General features: G+C 63.4%; 16 protein-coding genes. 2 read left to right on the plus strand and 14 right to left on the minus strand.

Annotated elements, in window-relative coordinates:
• Positions 1–3: 3 nt before the first annotated feature.
• From ACSBPU_RS17170 to tkt, 9 genes are all read right to left on the minus strand, one after another.
• A complete protein-coding gene (locus ACSBPU_RS17170) occupies positions 4–1,185 on the minus strand; it encodes a 5-(carboxyamino)imidazole ribonucleotide synthase (RefSeq protein ID WP_442593097.1) in 1,182 nt (393 codons plus the stop codon).
• A gap of 60 nt (positions 1,186–1,245) precedes the next feature.
• Positions 1,246–1,788, minus strand: coding sequence for a 5-(carboxyamino)imidazole ribonucleotide mutase (gene purE, locus ACSBPU_RS17175; RefSeq protein ID WP_442593098.1), 543 nt, complete (start codon positions 1,786–1,788; stop codon positions 1,246–1,248).
• A 21-nt stretch (positions 1,789–1,809) separates the two neighbouring features.
• Complete coding sequence (locus ACSBPU_RS17180; RefSeq protein ID WP_442593099.1) at positions 1,810–2,691, minus strand: phosphoribosylaminoimidazolesuccinocarboxamide synthase; 882 nt, start codon at positions 2,689–2,691, stop codon at positions 1,810–1,812.
• Between the two features lie 75 nt (positions 2,692–2,766).
• Positions 2,767–3,831 carry a class II fructose-bisphosphate aldolase gene (gene fba / locus ACSBPU_RS17185; protein ID WP_442593100.1) on the minus strand — a complete coding sequence of 355 codons (1,065 nt, stop codon included), beginning with the start codon at positions 3,829–3,831 and terminating at the stop codon, positions 2,767–2,769.
• Positions 3,832–4,086: 255 nt separating this feature from the next.
• Positions 4,087–4,692, minus strand: coding sequence for a molybdopterin adenylyltransferase (gene mog / locus ACSBPU_RS17190; RefSeq protein WP_442593101.1), 606 nt, complete (start codon positions 4,690–4,692; stop codon positions 4,087–4,089).
• 86 nt (positions 4,693–4,778) lie between these two features.
• Positions 4,779–6,212: an aldehyde dehydrogenase family protein gene (locus ACSBPU_RS17195; RefSeq protein WP_442593102.1), complete on the minus strand. Its 1,434-nt coding sequence runs from the start codon at positions 6,210–6,212 to the stop codon at positions 4,779–4,781.
• 161 nt (positions 6,213–6,373) lie between these two features.
• Positions 6,374–7,564: a phosphoglycerate kinase gene (locus tag ACSBPU_RS17200; RefSeq protein WP_442593103.1), complete on the minus strand. Its 1,191-nt coding sequence runs from the start codon at positions 7,562–7,564 to the stop codon at positions 6,374–6,376.
• A gap of 75 nt (positions 7,565–7,639) precedes the next feature.
• Positions 7,640–8,653, minus strand: coding sequence for a type I glyceraldehyde-3-phosphate dehydrogenase (gap, locus tag ACSBPU_RS17205; RefSeq protein ID WP_442593104.1), 1,014 nt, complete (start codon positions 8,651–8,653; stop codon positions 7,640–7,642).
• Between the two features lie 12 nt (positions 8,654–8,665).
• Positions 8,666–10,711 (minus strand): transketolase, encoded by a 2,046-nt coding sequence (gene tkt, locus ACSBPU_RS17210; protein ID WP_442593105.1) that lies wholly within the window; start codon positions 10,709–10,711, stop codon positions 8,666–8,668.
• Between the two features lie 139 nt (positions 10,712–10,850).
• Here tkt and ACSBPU_RS17215 point away from each other — a divergent pair, with 139 nt between their 5' ends.
• Positions 10,851–11,582, plus strand: coding sequence for a 16S rRNA (uracil(1498)-N(3))-methyltransferase (locus ACSBPU_RS17215; RefSeq protein WP_442593106.1), 732 nt, complete (start codon positions 10,851–10,853; stop codon positions 11,580–11,582).
• A gap of 161 nt (positions 11,583–11,743) precedes the next feature.
• Here ACSBPU_RS17215 and ACSBPU_RS17220 read toward each other — a convergent pair whose 3' ends face one another.
• The 4 genes from ACSBPU_RS17220 to ACSBPU_RS17235 all read right to left on the minus strand — a co-directional run bounded on the left by ACSBPU_RS17220 (position 11,744) and on the right by ACSBPU_RS17235 (position 16,706).
• Positions 11,744–12,208, minus strand: a complete 465-nt coding sequence (locus ACSBPU_RS17220; RefSeq protein WP_180066566.1) for a barstar family protein — start codon at positions 12,206–12,208, stop codon at positions 11,744–11,746.
• The gene (locus ACSBPU_RS17225; RefSeq protein ID WP_442593107.1) at positions 12,205–13,428 is read right to left on the minus strand and encodes a patatin-like phospholipase family protein; all 1,224 of its coding nucleotides are present in this window, start codon (positions 13,426–13,428) and stop codon (positions 12,205–12,207) included. The genes ACSBPU_RS17220 and ACSBPU_RS17225 overlap by 4 nt, the downstream gene beginning before the upstream one ends.
• Positions 13,406–15,697, minus strand: a complete 2,292-nt coding sequence (locus ACSBPU_RS17230; protein ID WP_180066570.1) for an NADP-dependent malic enzyme — start codon at positions 15,695–15,697, stop codon at positions 13,406–13,408. The genes ACSBPU_RS17225 and ACSBPU_RS17230 overlap by 23 nt, the downstream gene beginning before the upstream one ends.
• 82 nt (positions 15,698–15,779) lie before the next feature.
• Positions 15,780–16,706: a hypothetical protein gene (locus ACSBPU_RS17235; protein WP_442593108.1), complete on the minus strand. Its 927-nt coding sequence runs from the start codon at positions 16,704–16,706 to the stop codon at positions 15,780–15,782.
• Positions 16,707–16,792: 86 nt separating this feature from the next.
• On the opposite strand from ACSBPU_RS17235, the gene ACSBPU_RS17240 reads away from it, so the two are divergent.
• Entirely contained in the window at positions 16,793–17,953 is a 1,161-nt protein-coding gene (locus ACSBPU_RS17240; RefSeq protein WP_442593109.1) for a pyridoxal phosphate-dependent aminotransferase, read from the plus strand.
• Here ACSBPU_RS17240 and ACSBPU_RS17245 read toward each other — a convergent pair.
• The gene (locus ACSBPU_RS17245; RefSeq protein ID WP_442593110.1) at positions 17,950–18,804 is read right to left on the minus strand and encodes a transglycosylase SLT domain-containing protein; all 855 of its coding nucleotides are present in this window, start codon (positions 18,802–18,804) and stop codon (positions 17,950–17,952) included. The genes ACSBPU_RS17240 and ACSBPU_RS17245 overlap by 4 nt on opposite strands.
• Positions 18,805–18,839 lie beyond the last annotated feature (35 nt).

Genomic DNA, 18,839 nt, shown 5'->3' on the forward strand with positions numbered 1-18,839 from the left:
GACTCATGGCTGGAACGCGATGCCCAGCACACCGGCCACTTCGGCGGCGGCCGCCTCGGCCTGGGCCAGCGTCGGAGCAACGACGTTCACGTGGCCCATCTTGCGGCCTCGCCGTGCTTCGGCCTTGCCATATAAATGCAGTTTGGCGCCCGGCACCTTCAGGACACCTTGCCAGTCCGGTTCGCGCTTTTCGCCGCCCGGCCCATCGAACCATATGTCGCCAAGAACATTGAGCATGATGGCCGACATGGGGCATCCCGCGTTGCCCAGCGGCATGCCGGCCATGGCGCGGGCCTGTTGCTCGAACTGGCTGCTCACGCAGGCATTCATGGTGTAGTGGCCGCTGTTGTGAGGCCTGGGCGCGATTTCGTTGGCCACCAGGCTGCCATCGCGCAAGATGAAGAACTCCACGCAAAGCACCCCTACATAATGCAGGGCCTGGGCAATGGTAACCGCCGCCTCGGCTGCCTTGACCGCCTGCGGTGTGGCGGCCGAGATGGCATCGACCGTGGATACGGCAAGGATGCCGTCCCGATGCTCGTTGCGGGCGGACGGAAACACCACGGTTTGCCCGTCCATGCCGCGCGCCATCACCACGGACAATTCACTGTCCAGGGGCAGCATCGCCTCCAGCACGCATTCGGCCTGCTTGAAATCCTCGAAAGCGGCTAGCGCCTCTTCGAGCGTCTTGACCCGGGCCTGGCCCTTGCCGTCATAGCCCAATCGCGCGATCTTCAAGATGCCGGGAAACAATTCGCCAGGCGCTGAACGGAGGTCGTCGGCGTTGCGAATGGCGGCATGGGGCGCTACAGGCACCCCGGTTCCGGCGATGAAGGCTTTTTCCCGGATGCGGTCCTGGACGATGGCGACGGCGTCGGCGGATGGGCTGACGGAGGACGATTCCGCCAGGATCGCCAGGCTGCGCGCGGGAACGTTCTCGAATTCAGTGGTAATGGCTTTACATCGCGCCGCCAACCGGGCAAGTCCATCGGAGTCTTCATAGCCGGCCCGGATATGCATGTCGGCGACCGCACCGGCGGGACTGTGTTCGTCGGGGTCGAGCACGGCCACTTTATAGCCCATGCTTTGCGCGGAATGACAGAACATGCGCCCGAGCTGCCCTCCCCCTATCATGCCCAGCCAGTTGCCCGGAAAAATAGGAGAAGAAGTAGAGACCTCACTCATGAAAACGACCTGTATTGATAATCAAAACGTGAAAGAAACTCGGTGAGCAGCAAGCGGACGCTACAGCGTAACGTGCGGCGGGACGACCATGGCGCGCGCCGCCTCGGTTTGCCTGGCGCGATAGGACTCTAGCCTTTCAAGAAGCCCGGCGTTGGTCATGGCGAGGCACGCAATGGCGTGCAGCGCGGCGTTTGCGGCACCCGCCTCGCCTATGGCGAATGTGGCGACGGGCACGCCTTTGGGCATTTGCACGATGGACAAGAGCGAGTCTTCGCCGCGCAGGTAGCGCGAAGGCACCGGCACGCCGAATACCGGCACTGGCGTCAAGGCTGCCATCATTCCCGGCAGATGGGCCGCGCCCCCCGCCCCCGCGATAATGGCGCGCAAGCCCCTGCCTGCGGCCTTCGCGCCGTACTCGACCATGTCCAGCGGCATGCGATGAGCGGATACGACGCGCATTTCGTGGGGAACGCCGAACTCTTCAAGTATGGCGACCGCGTTCTTCATGATGTCCCAGTCGCTGGAAGAACCCATGATGATGCCGACGATGGGATTCGCGGCGCCTGGATTGTCTGTTGCGTCGGTCAATTGAAATTCAGCCATGGAATGATCCTCGTGCCAGGTTCAGCTTGTCAGGCGCGTCGCCGCTTCGCGGTACTTCGCCGCCGTTTTTTCCAGCACTTCGGCGGGGAGCCGAGGCGCCGGGGGCGTCTTGTCCCAGACCTGGGTTTCGAGCCAGTCACGGACGAACTGCTTGTCGAACGAAGGGGGACTGATGCCGACCGCGTATTCGGACGCGGGCCAGAACCTCGATGAGTCGGGCGTGAGGACCTCGTCCATGAGATGCAATTGCCCGTCGCCGTCCAGGCCGAATTCGAATTTCGTGTCTGCGATGATGATGCCCTTGCCGGCCGCATATTCGGCCGCCTCGGCATAGAGGCGCAGCGTGACCTCGCGGATTCGCTCGGCGAGTTCCCTGCCCACCGCATTCACGACGTAGTCGAAATCGACGTTCTCATCGTGCTCGCCGAACTCGGCTTTGGCGGCCGGCGTGAAAATCGGTTCCGGCAAGCGGCTGGCCTGCTGCAGGCCGGGCGGCAGCGCGATGCCGCAGACGCTTCCCGTGGCCTGGTAGTCCTTCCAGCCCGAGCCGATGAGATAGCCGCGCGCCACCGCTTCGACCAGTATCGGCCTGAGGCGCTTCACCACGACCGAACGTCCGGCCACCTGATCGCGCTCGTCCGCCGCAACGACGTCTTGCGGATCGATGCCGGTCGAGTGGTTGGGCAGGATGTGAGAGAGCTTCTGCAGCCAGAATTCGGTGAGCTCGGTCAGGACCTGCCCTTTGCCGGGTATGGGATCATCGAGGATGACGTCGAAAGCGGAGATCCGGTCGGACGCCACGATCAGCAGCTTGTCGTCGCCGACCGCGTACATGTCGCGTACCTTGCCGCGCCCCAGCAAGGGCAGCGATTTGATGGTGGATTGATGAAGGGACTGCGCCACGATGTATCCTTGAAATGAAACATCCCGCCGGCCTGCAGGCCGGGCGGGATGGACTTAATGCCAGAACGAAAACATTTATTGAACGACTTGTGCCAGTTCGCCTGCCGCGTAGCGACGCGCCATTTCGGTCAGTGAGATCGGCTTGATCTTGCTGGCGTTGCCTGCCGTGCCGAATTGCTCGTAACGCTGCTTGCAGATGGCCTTGGCCGCCTCGCGGGCAGGCTTCAGGTATTCGCGCGGATCGAACTTGGACGGGTTCTCGGCCATGAAGCGGCGGATGGCGCCAGTCATGGCCAGGCGGATGTCGGTATCGATGTTGACCTTGCGAACGCCGTACTTGATGGCTTCCTGGATCTCTTCGACCGGCACGCCGTAGGTTTCCTTCATGTCGCCGCCGAACTGGCGGATCTCGGCCAGCAGGTCTTGAGGCACGCTGGAGCTGCCATGCATGACCAAGTGGGTGTTGGGCAGGCGGCGATGGATTTCCTTGATGCGGGAAATGGAAAGGATGTCGCCCGTGGGCTTGCGCGTGAACTTGTAGGCGCCATGGCTGGTGCCGATGGCGATGGCGAGCGCGTCGAGCTGGGTCTTGGAGACGAAATCGGCAGCCTGCTCGGGATCGGTGAGCAGTTGGTCCATGGTCATGGTGCCTTCCGCGCCGTGGCCGTCTTCCTTGTCGCCCTTCATGGTTTCCAGGGACCCCAGACAGCCCAGCTCGCCTTCCACCGTTACGCCCAGCTTGTGGGCCATTTCGACCACACGGCGGGTGACGTCGAGGTTGTATTCGTATTCGGCGATGGTCTTGCCGTCTTCCTTCAGAGAGCCGTCCATCATCACGCTGGAAAAGCCCAGGTCGATGGCGCCCTGGCAGATTGCGGGCGACTGCCCGTGGTCTTGGTGCATGACCACGGGAATATGGGGATAGGACTCGACCGCAGCCTGGATCAGGTACTTCAGGAAACCTTCGCCCGCATATTTGCGCGCGCCGGCCGATGCCTGCATGATGACAGGGCTGTCGGTTTCGGCAGCGGCTTCCATGATGGCCTGGACTTGCTCGAGGTTATTGACGTTGAACGCGGGGATACCGTAGCCATTCTCGGCTGCATGATCAAGCAGCTGGCGCATGGAAACAAGGGCCATGACAAGACTCCTGAAATCGATTGTTGATTGAATCCGACCATTTTACCCGAATGCAGGGAGGGGCCGGACCCCCTGGGTCCGACCCCGAAAATCATGGGTTGGGGTCAGACCCCATACGGGGTCTGACCCCGGCATCGGCCTTGCCTGCGTATCGCAAAAGGGGTCAGACCCCATACGGGGTCTGACCCCGGCATCAACCTCGCCTGCGCATTGGGTAGGGGGTCAGACCCCGAATGGGGTCTGACCCCAGCGGCATTAGCTGCGTATGGCGGACTTGGGCCGGAATGCCTTGCAGACTTCGGCATGGGTTTCCACGTACGGCCCGCCGATCAGGTCTATGCAATACGGCACGGCGGCAAAGACGCCGGGCACCAGTACCGCCCCGTCTTCGCCGCGCAGCCCTTCCAGCGTTTCCTTGATCGCCTTGGGCTGGCCCGGGAGATTGATGATCAGGGCCGCATGGCCATCGGCTTCACGGATGACGGCCACTTGCCGGGAGAGGATCGCAGTGGGCACGAACCTGAGGCTGATTTGCCGCATCTGTTCGCCGAAGCCGGGCATTTCCTTGGTGGCCACCGCCAGCGTCGCCTCGGGCGTGACGTCGCGCCGCGCCGGGCCGGTGCCGCCGGTCGTGAGGACGAGGTCGCAGCCCAGTCCGTCGACCAGCTCGATGAGCGTGGCGGATATCCCGGCGGATTCGTCGGGAATCACACGGGAAGCATACTGCGGCGCACGAGTCAGGGCCCCGTCCAGCCAGCCCTGCAAGGCGGGTATGCCCTGATCCTGATAAGCACCGCTGGAGGCGCGGTCCGACACCGATACCAAGCCGACCAGCAACTGGTCGGGGTGCTGGCGTACCATGCGTTCTTGCATCCTTAAACCTCGACTAGGGTCTGTTAACATCAGAGGCGGGGTCAGACCCCGTACGGGGTCTGACCCCGCCCCGACTAGTGCTTGATTGCCACCGTCTTGACGGTGGTGAATCCATACAGGGCTTCGAAGCCTTTCTCGCGGCCATAGCCGGACTGCCCGGATCCGCCGAATGGTAGCTCCACGCCTCCCGCCGCGCCATAGTTGTTGATGAACACCTGGCCCGAGCGGACTTTACGGGCCATTCTCAACTGCCGGGCACCGTCCTGGGTCCACACGCCCGCCGCAAGACCATAGGGAGTCCCATTGGCGATGCGTACCGCTTCTTCCTCGGTATCGAAGGGAATGGCGCAGAGCACGGGTCCGAAAATCTCCTCCTGGGCAAGATGATGGTCGGGCGGGACATCGCTGAGCAGAACCGGCACCTGGTAGAACCCGCCCTTGGGCGCATTGGGATCCAGCATGCCTTCGGCCGCGACTGTCACGCCGGAACCGTCGGCGCCCGAAAGAAGCTTGCGCACACGCTCGTGCTGCTTGGCATTGATCAGGGGACCGCAATCGGGATCATCGGCTGCCGCGCCGGTGCGCGTTGCGCGGAAGAGCTCGGACAGACGTCCGACCACGTCGGCATAGATGGCACGCTGGATCAGCAGACGGCTGCCCGCGGAGCAAGTCTGCCCCGCATTCTGGATGATGGCGTTCAGCAACACCGGCAAAGCGGCGTCGATGTCCGCGTCGGAAAAGACGATTTGCGGAGATTTTCCGCCGAGTTCAAGCGTGACCGGAGCGAAATGCGCGGCGGCGGCATGGGCCACCTGGCGACCCGTCTGTGGTGACCCCGTAAACGATACGTGGTCGATGCCGGCATGCTCGGCCAGGGCTGCGCCCGCCTCGATGCCCAGCCCGGTGCAGATATTGAGCGCGCCCGAGGGCAATCCCGCGGCCATCGCGATTTCGGCAACCTTCAGCAACGAAAGGCAGGCGTCTTCCGCAGGCTTGACGACACACGCGTTGCCTGCGGCCAGTGCCGCACCCACGCTGCGCCCGAATATCTGCAGCGGATAATTCCAGGGCACGATATGCCCCGTCACACCATGCGGCTCGCGCACCGTGAAAACGGTATAGCCGTCGGGATAGGGAATCGTCTGCCCATGCAGCTTGTCGACCGCGCCGGCATAGAACTCGAAATAGCGCGCCACGGCCGCCGCATCCGCGCGTGCCTGCTTCATGGGCTTGCCCGTATCTTTCGACTCGATGGCGGCAAGCTCGTCACGCTGCGCCAACAACGCCTGGCTGATGCGCCAGAGCAGGCGGCTGCGGTCGGCCGGCGCCATGCGCCCCCATTCGCCCTCGTAGGCACTGCGGGCCGCACGGACGGCGACATCGATGTCGGCCGCGCCGGAACGGGCGATTTCAGCGAACATCTCGCCGTTCGACGGATCGTATACCGGCAGCGTCTGGCCGGCCAGCGCGGACATCCACTGGTTGGCGATGAAATTCTTGTGAATCATGGTTTTCGTCTCCTGGGGTCAGACCCCGTTTGGGGTCTGACCCCGTGTCGAATGCGGCTTCATTGTGGTGGGGTCAGACCCCGCATGGGGTCTGACCCCGGCCCAGTAACCCCGGCCAGTACAGAGTGGAAGTAAGACCCCGCATGGGGTCTGACCCCGCGTCAACCTCCGCGCTGCTGCAGCGCCTCGACCGCAGGCAGGGTCTTGCCTTCCAGGAATTCCAGGAAAGCGCCGCCGCCCGTCGAGATATAGCCGATGCGGTCTTCGATGCCATACTTGGCAATCGCCGCCAGCGTATCGCCGCCGCCCGCGATCGAGAAGCCCTTGGAGTCGGCGATGGCCTGTGCAATCACTTTCGTTCCATTGCCAAAGGCATCGAATTCGAACACGCCGACCGGACCATTCCAGACGATGGTCCCGGCCTGTTTGAGAATTTCAGCCAGCTGGCTTGCGGTCTCGGGGCCGATATCGAGAATCATGTCGTTCTCGGCAACGTCGGCGGCCTTCTTGACCGTGGCTTGCGCGTCGGCGCTGAAAGTTTCCGCGCATACGACATCCACCGGAATCGGGACATCCGCACCGCGTTTTTTCATGATGTCGATGACAGCCCGCGCCTGATCGACCTGTTCGGCTTCCACCAGCGACTTGCCCACCGGCAAGCCTTCGGCGAGCATGAAAGTGTTGGCGATACCGCCGCCCACCACCAGCTTGTCCACCTTGCCCGCCAGCGCTTGCAGAATCGAGAGCTTGGTCGACACTTTGGAGCCCGCGACGATGGCCACCATGGGATGGGCCGGGTTTTCGAGGGCGCGGCCCAGGGCCTCGAGCTCGGCTTCGAGCAAGGGGCCGGCGCATGCCACCGGCGCATGGAGCGCCATGCCGTGCGTCGTCGCTTCGGCGCGGTGTGCCGTCCCGAACGCATCATTCACGTAGACGTCGCACAGTGCGGCCATCTTGCGCGCCAGCCCGTCGTCGTTCTTCTTTTCGCCCACATTGCAGCGGCAGTTTTCAAGCAGAACAACCCGGCCCGCATCGACCTTGACGCCGTCGACCCAATCGGTGCGCAGTTCGACCGGCTGGCCGAGAAGCTCCGACAGGCGCCGCGCGACCGGCGCGAGAGAGTCTTCGGGGCGCACGGAGCCTTCCGTGGGGCGCCCCAGGTGCGAAGTGACCATGACGGCCGCACCTGCGTCCAAGGCCATGCGGATGGCCGGGACCGACGCGCGCACCCGCGTGTCCTCGGTGATTTCGCCGTCTTTCAACGGCACGTTCAAATCGCTGCGAATGAACACCCGCTTTCCGGCGAGGGCACCGGACTTCGCCAGAGACGAAAGGGTATGTATCTTGGACATATTCAATGACTTCCTTTCGGTCGATCATACACGGCAAGGGCGGGTTGCCCCGCCCTTGCATGGATGACGCCGTTCTTATTTGGCCGTCATCAATGCGACCGTGGTGTCGAGCATGCGATTGGAGAATCCCCATTCGTTGTCGTACCAGGAAGACACTTTGACCAGCGAACCCGAAACCTTGGTCAACCCGGCATCGACCGTGCTGGATGCGGGATCATGGTTGTAGTCGACAGAAACCAGCGGCTCGTCGTTGTACTGCAGAATGCCCTTGAGCGGACCGGATTCGGCGGCCGCCTTCAGGATGCCGTTGACCTCTTCGACCGATGTGTCGCGCGCCGCCACGAAGGACAGGTCGACGATGGACACGTTGATGGTCGGAACGCGGATGGCGTAGCCGTCCAGCTTGCCGTTGAGCTCGGGCAGCACCAGGCCGACCGCCGACGCGGCGCCGGTTTTGGTGGGAATCATGCTGTGCGTCGCCGAGCGCGCGCGGCGCAGGTCTTCGTGATAGACGTCGGTGAGCACCTGATCGTTCGTGTAGGCGTGGATCGTGGTCATCAGGCCACTGACCACGCCCAGTTTTTCGTGCAGGGGCTTGACCAGCGGAGCCAGGCAGTTGGTGGTGCACGATGCGTTGGAAATGACCGTGTCGCTGGCCTTCAGGACGTCATGGTTCACGCCGTAAACGACGGTGGCGTCGACATCTTTGCCGCCTGGCGCGGAAATGATGACCTTCTTGGCGCCGCCCTTGAGGTGGGCGCCGGCCTTTTCCTTGCTGGTGAAGAAACCTGTGCATTCGAGGACCACGTCGACGCCCAGTTCGCCCCAGGGCAAGGCGGAAGGATCACGGTTCGCCAGTACGCGGATCCGGTCGCCGTTCACGACCATGTAATCGCCGTCGACCGTTACCGTACCGGGAAACTTGCCGTGCGCGGTGTCGAAACGGGTCAGATGGGCGTTGGTGTTGGGATTGCCCAGGTCGTTGATGGCCACGATCTCGATATCGTGCTTCTTGCCGTCTTCGTAGTGGGCACGCAGAATATTACGGCCGATGCGGCCATAGCCATTGATCGCCACACGTATGGTCATTGCAAATCTCCTTTATAGAACTCGTTCGACGGCCGCGGCAACATGCTCGGCAGTCAAGCCAAAATACTTGAACAACGCGGCGGCCGGGGCAGATTCGCCGTAGGTGTCGAGACCGACCACGGCGCCTTCCAGGCCAACGTATTTGTACCAGCCCGCGGTTGCGCCGGCCTCCACCGCCACGCGCGGCAAGCCCTTGGTCAGCACCGAGGCCTTCCAGGCGTCGTCCTGGGCATCGAAGACGTTCGTGCAGGGCATGGAGACCACGCGCACGGCAATGCCTCGCGCCGCCAATTGCTCTTGCGCGCCAAGCGCCAGCGAGACTTCGGAGCCCGTCGCGATGATGATGGCCTTGGCATCGCCCGCATCGCGCAGCACGTAGCCGCCCCGGCGGATGCCGTCGATGGCGGCCTCGTCGCGCGGTACGAAAGGCAGGTTCTGGCGCGACAGCAGCAGCGCGCTGGGCCCGCCGTCACGGACCTTCATGCCGACACTGGCCGGGCGCTCCAGCGCCGCTATCCATGCCACTGCCGTTTCAGTCGTGTCGCAAGGCCTCCAGACATGGAGATTGGGAATCAGGCGCAGGCTGGCGGCATGCTCGACCGACTGGTGGGTGGGGCCGTCTTCACCCAGCCCGATCGAATCGTGCGTGAACACGTGTACTACGCGCTGCTTCATGAGCGCGGCCATGCGTATGGCGTTGCGCGAATAATCGGAGAATGTGAGGAAAGTGCCGCCGAAAGGCAGGTAGCCGCCATGCAGCGCCACGCCGTTCATGATGGCCGCCATGCCGAATTCGCGTACGCCGTAATTGATGTGGCGGCCGAAGTGCAGGTGTTTTTCACCCGCGCGCACGGGTTCGACGCCCTTCCAGTCGGTCAGGTTGGAGCCGGTAAGGTCTGCGGAACCGCCCAGCATTTCGGGCAGCGTGTCGACCAGCGCGGCGATCGCCAGTTGCGACGCTTTGCGCGTGGCGACGGTTTCCGCCTTCTGGTTGCTGGCGTCGATGAGCGCCTGCGCGCTGGCCGGGAAGCCGGCCGGCAGTTCGCCCGCGAGGCGGCGGACCAGTTCAGCCGCCTCGGCGGGGAATTCACTGGCATAGGCGTCGAAGCGGCTCTGCCACTCGGCCTGCGCCTTGCCGCCCTGGTCGCGCGCGTCCCAGGCCGCATAGACGTCGGCCGGAATGACGAAGGCCTCGTGCGGCCAATTCATGGCGGCGCGCGTCGCGGCGATTTCCGTGGCGCCCAACGCCGCCCCGTGCACTTTTTCGGTGCCGGCCATGGTGGGCGCGCCTTTGCCGATGACGGTGCGGCAGGCAATGAGTGTAGGCCCCTTGCCCTGCGCGGCGTATGCCTTGGCCTGCACGATGGCAGCGTCGACGGCCTCGACATCGTGTCCGTCGACATCCGGTATCACGTTCCAGCCGTAGCTGCGGAAGCGCTCGGGGGTATTGTCGCCGAACCAGTTTTCGACACGCCCGTCGATGGAGATGCCGTTATCGTCGTAGAACGCGATGAGCTTGGACAGCTTGAGCGTACCGGCCAGCGAACACACTTCGTGCGAGATGCCTTCCATGAGGCAGCCATCGCCCAGGAAGACGTAGGTGTAATGATCGACAATACTGTGCCCGGGCCGATTGAATTCCTGGGCGAGCAAGGCTTCGGCCAATGCCATGCCGACCGCATTGGCGATGCCCTGGCCCAGCGGGCCCGTCGTGGTTTCCACACCCGCCGTAATGCCGACTTCGGGATGGCCCGGCGTACGGGAATGCAACTGCCGGAAATTACGCAGTTCGTCGATGGGCAGGTCGTAGCCCGACAGGTGCAGCAAGGCGTAGATCAGCATGGAGCCGTGGCCGTTCGAGAGCACGAAGCGGTCGCGGTCGGCCCATGAGGGATCGGCGGGATTGTGCCGAAGATGGCGCGTCCATAAGGCCTGGGAAATTTCCGCCATCCCCATCGGTGCGCCGGGATGTCCCGAATTGGCTTGTTGAACCGCGTCCATGGCCAGTGCGCGTATGGCATTGGCTACGGACGAATCTTGGGCAGGCGTAAGACTCATTGTCGACTCGCGGGGGCGCGGCGGCTGAAATGGCCGACCCCATCAGTAGGTTTACAAAGCCTCCGATTTTACCACCGTGCGGCACCTCGCTTCAGAGGCATCCAGTATCATAGTCCGATCGCAAGCCATACCGCCGCCCATGTCCGCCCCACGTTTTTATTGTTCCGCGCCGCTGGCGCCCGATGCCACGATAGAACTTCCCGCCTCCCTGGCGCACCACGCGCTGCGGGTACTGCGCCTCAAGCCGGAAACGGCCATCGTCCTGTTCGACGGCCTGGGCGGCCAATACCCATCAACGCTGCTCATCGACGGCAAACGGGCCTATGCCCGTACAGGCGCTCTGCAACCGATAGGCGTCGAGCTGCCCGGCCACATCACCCTGGCCCAGGGGATACCTTCCGGTGACAAAATGGACTGGGTGATCGAAAAGGCGGTCGAACTGGGCGCCGCCCGCCTGATTCCCATCGAGGCGCAGCGCAGCGTGCCGCAATTGGGCGGCGACAGGCTGCGCAAGCGGATGGAGCATTGGCGCCGCGTCGCTCAATCCGCCAGCGAGCAGTGTGGACGAAACCGCCTGATGGAAATTTCCGAACCGATCAGCCTCGCCGCCTGCCTGAAGAGTCAGGACACGGACGCGCAAACGCTGTTCTGCCATCCGGAAGCGGCCCAGAGCCTGCCGGAGGCGCTGGACCGCAGCACGGACCGCATCCGCCTGCTGGTCGGCCCCGAGGGAGGATGGTCGCCCCAGGAACAAGACCTGGTGGAACAGGCGGGCCTGACGCCCGTGCGCTTCGGCAATCGCGTGCTGCGCACCGAAACCGCCGGCATCGCATTGATCTCGGCCGTCAGCGCGCTTCGAGGCTGGGAATGAGACCGGCCTGTGGGGTCAGACCCCATGCGGGGTCTGACCCCGGGCGGCGGCATCGGAATGAGGAAAGGGGTCAGACCCCGTACGGGGTCTGACCCCCACGCGGCACGGCTGCTGAAGAAGGTCAAGGGGTCAGACCCCGTACGGGGTCTGACCCCCCAAGTTCAGGAATCTCCGCCTGAATACGGCGTCGGCTCTACACCCGGCTCGGGATCGGGATGCTTGCCCGCATGCACGACCCCGTAGGCGAAATGCCGGTCGTTGTTGGCGGCGAAGTCGACGACGTCCTTGCATACCGCCAGGATGGCGACGGAATCCTCGGCCAGCGCGGGGTCCCCGGAATGCAGATTATGGAACCACAGGAACAGGCCCTGCTTGTGATCGAGCACGGTGTCGCACAGGCAATCGTACAAGGCGTCGAGATTGCCGCCGAAAAATTCGGGAAAGTCCACGGCTTTCACTACCGCGCGCAAGACCGCCGAGCGGCTGCGCGCGCGGTCGCAATCGACCACCAACGCCGTCATGCCGGCTGCTTTGGCGGCGGAGATGGCCTCAGACTGAGAGACGGCAGAAACATCGATCAAACCGCCTTTTTGCAATGTAGTCTGCAACGACTGCGCTTGGCTCATTCGGGCGTCTCCTTGAAAAACGCTTTGACTTCTTCAATACGGCTCAGACTGTCAGACCGCCCCAGGCGTATGAGTTCCTGCGTATAGCTTGCTTCGAACAGCAAATACGACAGCAGGGAACCGCCTGTCGTGGGCCCGGAAGCAGACGATACACCGAGAACGCGAAAAAGGGTACGCGCCGCTCGCGGTATCTGCGTGAAATGAGCCAATGCAATTTCGTCCAGGGACCGGCTCGGCGTCACCACCAGCGTGCTCACCAAGCGCAGCGACTCGCTTTTTAATACATTCGCCGGCAGTTGCGCAAGCAAGTGATTGATACGTTGCATACGCTCTACATCCATCGAGACGCTATCCAGGAAAATATTCGACAAGGCATGCCCGCCGATTTGCGCCAGCGTTGGATATTTTGGATCGGTCTGTCGTTCTTCAGTATGCGTGTCGTCCTTGAAGCCGGTGCCGATCACCATGATTTTTTTGGCACCGAGATGTATGGCTGCGCTCATGGGAGCCAGTTGCCGCATGGAGCCGTCGCCGCACCAGTATGTGCGCCCTCCGACCAGGATGGCCTGGGCGGGGAAGACGAAGGGGATGGCGCTGGAGGCCATCAGGTGGTCGACCCCGATACTGCAGGGTACGGCCTGGCGCAGCGAGCGTCTCCAGGGCTTGATCGTGCCTCGTGATTGATAGAAGGTCAAGTGCTCGCCCGTCGTATAGGCGGCGGCGGTCACGGCCAGTGCCTGCAGGATGCCGGAATCGAGATTGGCGCGGAGCTGGTCGAAATTCAGGGTGGCGCCCAGCAGTTCTCCCAGTGGCTCGTTGTCCAGCAATGACCGCGGCTGCCGATTGCGCAAATCGGGAAACAGCCAGCCCACCGCCAGCATGGCGAACCAGCGCAGGCCGGTGCGCGCCAGCCGCAGGGGATCGGCGTGATAGACCTGTCCGGTGCAGATGCTGCCCCACAATGCTTCCAGCCTGTCCAGGCCGGCTTGCGGATCGTGGGCATGACAGGCCAGCGACACGGCGTTGATGGCGCCTGCGGATGAGCCGGTGATGACATCGAACGGGCTGGTGAACTCGGGGCTGCGCCCGGGATTCAGGATCTCCATGACTCCCGCCAGGACGCCTGCCTGATAGGCCGCGCGCGCGCCGCCGCCGGTCAGGACCAGCCCGACCGAGGCTGCGGGTGCGCGAACCCCTTCAGCCGCGCGGTGTGTTGGCATCTACCACGGTCAGCGCGGCCATATTCACGATACGCCGCACCGTCGAACTGGACGTGAGGATATGTACGGGCGCATTGGCGCCCAGCAGGAAGGGCCCTACGGCCACATTGCCGCCCGCGGCCGTCTTCAGGAGGTTGTAGGCGATGTTGCCCGAATCCACATTGGGACAGATCAACAGATTGGCCTCCCCGTGCAGGCTGGTGGACGGGAGGATGCGCTGGCGCAAAGCTTCATCGAGTGCGCAGTCGCCGTGCATTTCGCCATCGATCTCGAGCTCGGGCTCGCGCTCGCGCACCAGCGCCAGCGCCTGCTTCATCTTGGCGCCCGACGAGGAGCTGCCCGTGCCGAAGTTGGAGCGCGACAGCAAAGCGACCTTGGGCTCCATGTTCAGGCGGCGCATTTCCGCCGCGGCCGCCATCGCTATCTCGGCGATCTGCTCGGCATCGGGATTGTCGTTGATGTGCGTATCGGCAAGCGCCAAGGTGCGCTCGGCCAGAAGCAGGATGTTCATGGCGGCGTAGGTCTTGGTGCCGGGCGCCTTGCCGATGACTTCGTCGATGAAGCGCAGGTGATCGGCGTATGCGCCGACGGTGCCGCAGACCATGCCGTCCGCGTCGCCCAGGTGAACCATCATGGCGCCGATCAGGGTCAGGCGGCGGCGCATCTCGACACGCGCCATTTCCTTGCTGATGCCGCGGCGGCACATGATTTCCCAATACGTCGTCCAGTAGCGATGGAACCGTTCGTCGTAATCGGGATTGGTGACCTCGACGTCATGGCCCAGCCGAATGCGCAGGCCGAACTTCTGGATGCGATCGGCCAGCACGGAAGGCCGCCCGACAAGTATGGGGCGGGCCAGTTTCTCGTCGACGACGATCTGCACCGCGCGCAGCACGCGCTCGTCCTCGCCTTCGGTGAAGACGATGCGCGACTTCCCGCCCTCGCGCACGATGCGTCGGGCCGTCGAGAACAGCGGCTTCATGAAGGAACCCGAACGATAGACGAATTGCTGCAGCTGTTCGGCATAGCTTTCGATGTCGGCGAGCGGCCGCGTCGCCACGCCGTCATCCATGGCCGCCTGGGCGACCGCCACGCCGATGCGCACGATCAGGCGCGGGTCGAAGGGCTTGGGTATGAAATATTCAGGGCCGAACGACACGCCATAAGTACCGTAAGCGGCTGCTACGACGTCGTTCTGCTCTTCGCGCGCAAGCTTGCAGATCGCCATGACGGCCGCCTTTTCCATACCGCGCGTAATGGTTGTTGCCCCGACATCCAGTGCGCCCCGGAATATGTACGGAAAGCACAGCACGTTGTTGACCTGGTTGGGGTAGTCGGAGCGGCCCGTGGCCATGACGACGTCGTCCCGCACGGCGTGCGCATCCTCGGGCAGGATCTCGGGATTGGGATTGGCCAGCGCCAGCACGAGCGGCCGCGCCGCCATGCGTGCGACCATTTCGGGCTTGAGCACGCCGCCGGCCGACAGGCCCAGGAATACGTCCGCCCCGTCGATGATCTCTCCCAGCTTGCGCGCGGACGTATCCTGCGCGAATCGCTCTTTGTCGGGGTCCATGAGCGCCGTCCGGCCCTTGTACACCACGCCTTCTATATCGGACACCCAGATGTTTTCCAGCGGCAGGCCCAGATCGACCATGAGGTCCAGACAGGCAAGCGCCGCCGCGCCGGCGCCCGACACCACCACCTTGACCTTGCCGATGTCCTTGCCGACCACTTGAAGCCCATTGATGAATGCGGCCGACACGCAAATGGCCGTGCCGTGCTGGTCGTCGTGGAACACCGGGATGTTCATGCGCTCGCGCAGCTTGCGCTCGACCTGGAAGCATTCAGGCGCCTTGATGTCCTCGAGGTTGATGCCGCCGAAGGTGGGTTCCAGCCCGGCGATGATGTCGACGAGCTTGTCCGGATCGGTTTCGTTGATCTCGATATCGAAGACATCGATGCCGGCGAACTTCTTGAACAGCACCGCCTTGCCTTCCATCACGGGCTTGGAGGCCAGCGCGCCTATATTGCCCAGACCCAGCACCGCCGTGCCGTTGGTGATGACCCCCACCAGATTGCCGCGGCCGGTATAGCGGAAGGCGTTGCGGGCATCATCCAGGATTTCCTCGCACGCGGCCGCCACCCCTGGCGAATAGGCCAGGGCCAGATCGCGTTGATTGGACAACTGCTTGGTGGGAGTGACCGAGATCTTTCCCGGGCGCCCGTGCTCGTGATATTCGAGGGCCGCTTTACGCAGGGTTTCTTCCATGATGGCGTGCTTTTAAAGGTTGTACCAGAGCACATTCTATCGCTTGACCCTGTCCAGGAATATCAAAAATCGCGCTTTGCGTTCATAAATCCTGGCCGGGGAACGGCAATTGCGAAGTCGGGTCGAACATGGACTTTACCCCCGCATCGAGTTCGCTCGCATGCAAGCCGACACCGCAATCGTCCGCGCGCCGGCATGTATAGCGTTCCGAATAAGGCTGTTCGCCCATGGGTTCTGCAAGCCGCTGATCGATGACAACCCATTCGACCCAGCCGAGGTCGCCGCCATGGCCCAGCAAAAGATGAGCCAGATTGACGACCTGCCCCGGCGCCGGCAGCAGCGCATCGAGCCGATAGCGCGCCGGCCAGCGACTCGACTGCCGGCAAGCCTGGGCGTCCGATCCGCCCGCGAGCTGGAACAGCGCCGGTATGAGCCGTTGCAAGCGCGCGCCCTGCAGCGGCTTGGTGTTTTGCTCGCCGAAAGCGCCCAGGCTCACGCTCGACCCGTCGGCAAGCAGCACCGAGGCGTGTACGATGCCGGACTTCGCCGTTGCTCCGGTCTCCCAGTCGCACAGCGTGCGGTCCGCAAGCCATGCGGCCACGGATATATGGCAGGGCATGTCGCTGAACTGGCTCAGTCCGGCCGCTTCCAATTCCCCCAGCAGGCAGCCCGGCTGCACGAACCATTTGCTGCTGCCGGCTTCCAGTTGCCGGCAGGCGCCGAGATCGCGTCCCGGTTCCACCCACAACACCGGCTGTTCATCCAGCCTGGCCGCCTGCGGGACGCCGTCGAGCGCGAACAGAACGCCGTGGTCGGCGCACAGCTTGCGCGCATGGTGGACATCCGCGGCCTGTTTGGGAATGAGTCTTGCGCTGTGTTCCGAGCCTGGTAGTTCAAACTCGAAAAACGAGCCTTCGACCGCATGGCGCATGCCGCGGCAGAACGCCTCCCAGGGAGTTTGGGCGCCGCGGCGCCCCGTCAGGAAAGCTCGGCGAGAGCTGGACTGCATGTCTGTATCCTTTGTACTGAAATCCGCCTGCGCATATTCGGGCACACCGGCTTACAATCTTGCTTTTTGCCTGGAATCTTTGCCTTATGCCCCGCCTTGCCAAGCGCACTGAACAAGTGATGCCATTCTACGCCGTGGAACTATTCAAACAGGCCAGCGTCCTGAACGCGCAGGGCCGGGATGTGATCAGCCTGGGCATAGGCGAACCCGATTTTACGGCGCCGCCACAGGTCGTGGAAACCATGCACCGCGCGGCCCAAGCCGGGCTGAGCGGATACACTCCGCCTTCGGGCATTTCCCCGCTGCGCGACGCAATCGCCCATTACTATCAGCAAAGCTTCGGCGCGGCCGTAGATCCGTCCCGCATCGTCGTCACCTCCGGCGCCTCGGGCGCGCTGTTGCTTGCCGCCATGGCCCTGATCAACCCAGGTGACGAGATCCTCATGCCGGATCCTTCCTACCCGGCAAACCAGAACTTCATCATGGCCGCGGGCGGGATGCCGCGCTTGATTCCGTCCACACCGGAAAAGCGGTTCCAGCTCGATGCCGCCGACGTTCGCGAACACTGGGGCCCCAACACCAAAGGCGTGCTGATCGCCTCGCCCAGCAATCCCACCGGCGCGAGCATCGCGCGCGACGACCTCAAGGAACTGATTGCCGAAGTCAAGCAGCGCGACGGCTTCGTGATCATGGACGAAATCTATCTTGGCCTGTATTACGACGACCGCCCGCTCAGCGCGCTGACGCTCGATGACAGCATCATCGTCATCAACAGTTTCTCGAAGTATTTCCACATGACGGGCTGGCGGCTGGGCTGGATGATGGTGCCGCCCCATATGCTGGCAGCCGTCGAAAAGCTGGCGGCCAGCCTGGCGATCTGCGCCCCCGCCCTTGCTCAGCACGCTGCGCTTACCTGCTTCGACCCCGAAGTCATGCAGGTCTACGAGAAGCGGCGCCTGTCGTTCAAGCAGCGGCGGGACTACCTGCTGCCCGAGTTCGAGCGCCTGGGACTGCATGTTCCGGTCACGCCGGACGGCGCCTTCTATATCTATGCCGACATCCGGCGGCACAGCCAGGACAGCACGGACTTCTCGCATCGCCTGCTGCACGAAGCAGGCGTTGCCGCCGTCCCGGGCATGGATTTCGGCCCTGCGCATGCCGCCCATACCATGCGCTTCTCGTATGCAACCGGCTTGGACCGCTTGCAGGAAGCCATCGAGCGCATCGAGCGCTTCCTGGGCCGTTAACGGCCCACGGGGATGCCAGAGGCCAATGCGATGCGGCGGCGCTCCGCCAGCACCTTGGCGCCGTAGCCGCCGTCGCTGGGGCCCGTGGCGCCCACATAACAGGCAAGACCGCCCTCCAGCGAGCCCCGGCGCTTGATGCAGTCGTGCAGGATCTGCACGCCCACCCGTATGTTCGCGATGGGCGTGAGCGCGGCGATCAGGCCCTCGTCGAAGGATTCGAATTTATCCCGATGCACACTGGTCATGACCTGCATCAAGCCCTGCGCCCCCACATGGCTCTCGGCGTAAGGGTTATAGCGCGACTCGATGGCGATTACCGCGAGGATCAACTGAGGGTCCAGATTTTTTTCCTGCCCCACGATGAAGGCCGTATTGACGATGGCGCCCGCCACGCTCTGCGCAATCCGGTATTTGCGGGCGATATAGCTGCGCAACGCCTGGAACTGCGTCGACGTCATGCCCGTGACATGCTGGCCCGCAATGGAAGCCCTGAGCGCCGCGCTGAAGCTCAGGATCGACGTTGCGGCGGGTTTGAGCGCATCGACGGCGGACACGTCCGCGGCATCCGACCGGGCCCCTTTTTCGTCGGTATAAAAAAGCCCATCGCCGTAGGCCGCACCGTAAATGGACAGCAGGTCCTGCTTGAAGCCATCGGGCCGAAGCGCAAGCACGACCGCATCATAGACCTGCGCTACCTGCAGACGCAGCGAAGGAACCGTCATGCCGAGCACGGCGGTGACCAGCACGGCGATGCCCAGGTAAATGGCGCATACGTGTACGAACTCACCCAGCCAGCTCACCAGCCCTCTTGCGGATCGATTGAGCAGATTCTCGGAATTAACGGCTGCCATGCGCCCCATCCCAATAAAATAGCGACAGTGGATGT

This window comes from Parapusillimonas sp. JC17, assembly GCF_052180245.1.
Classification (GTDB): Bacteria; Pseudomonadota; Gammaproteobacteria; order Burkholderiales; family Burkholderiaceae_B; genus Parapusillimonas.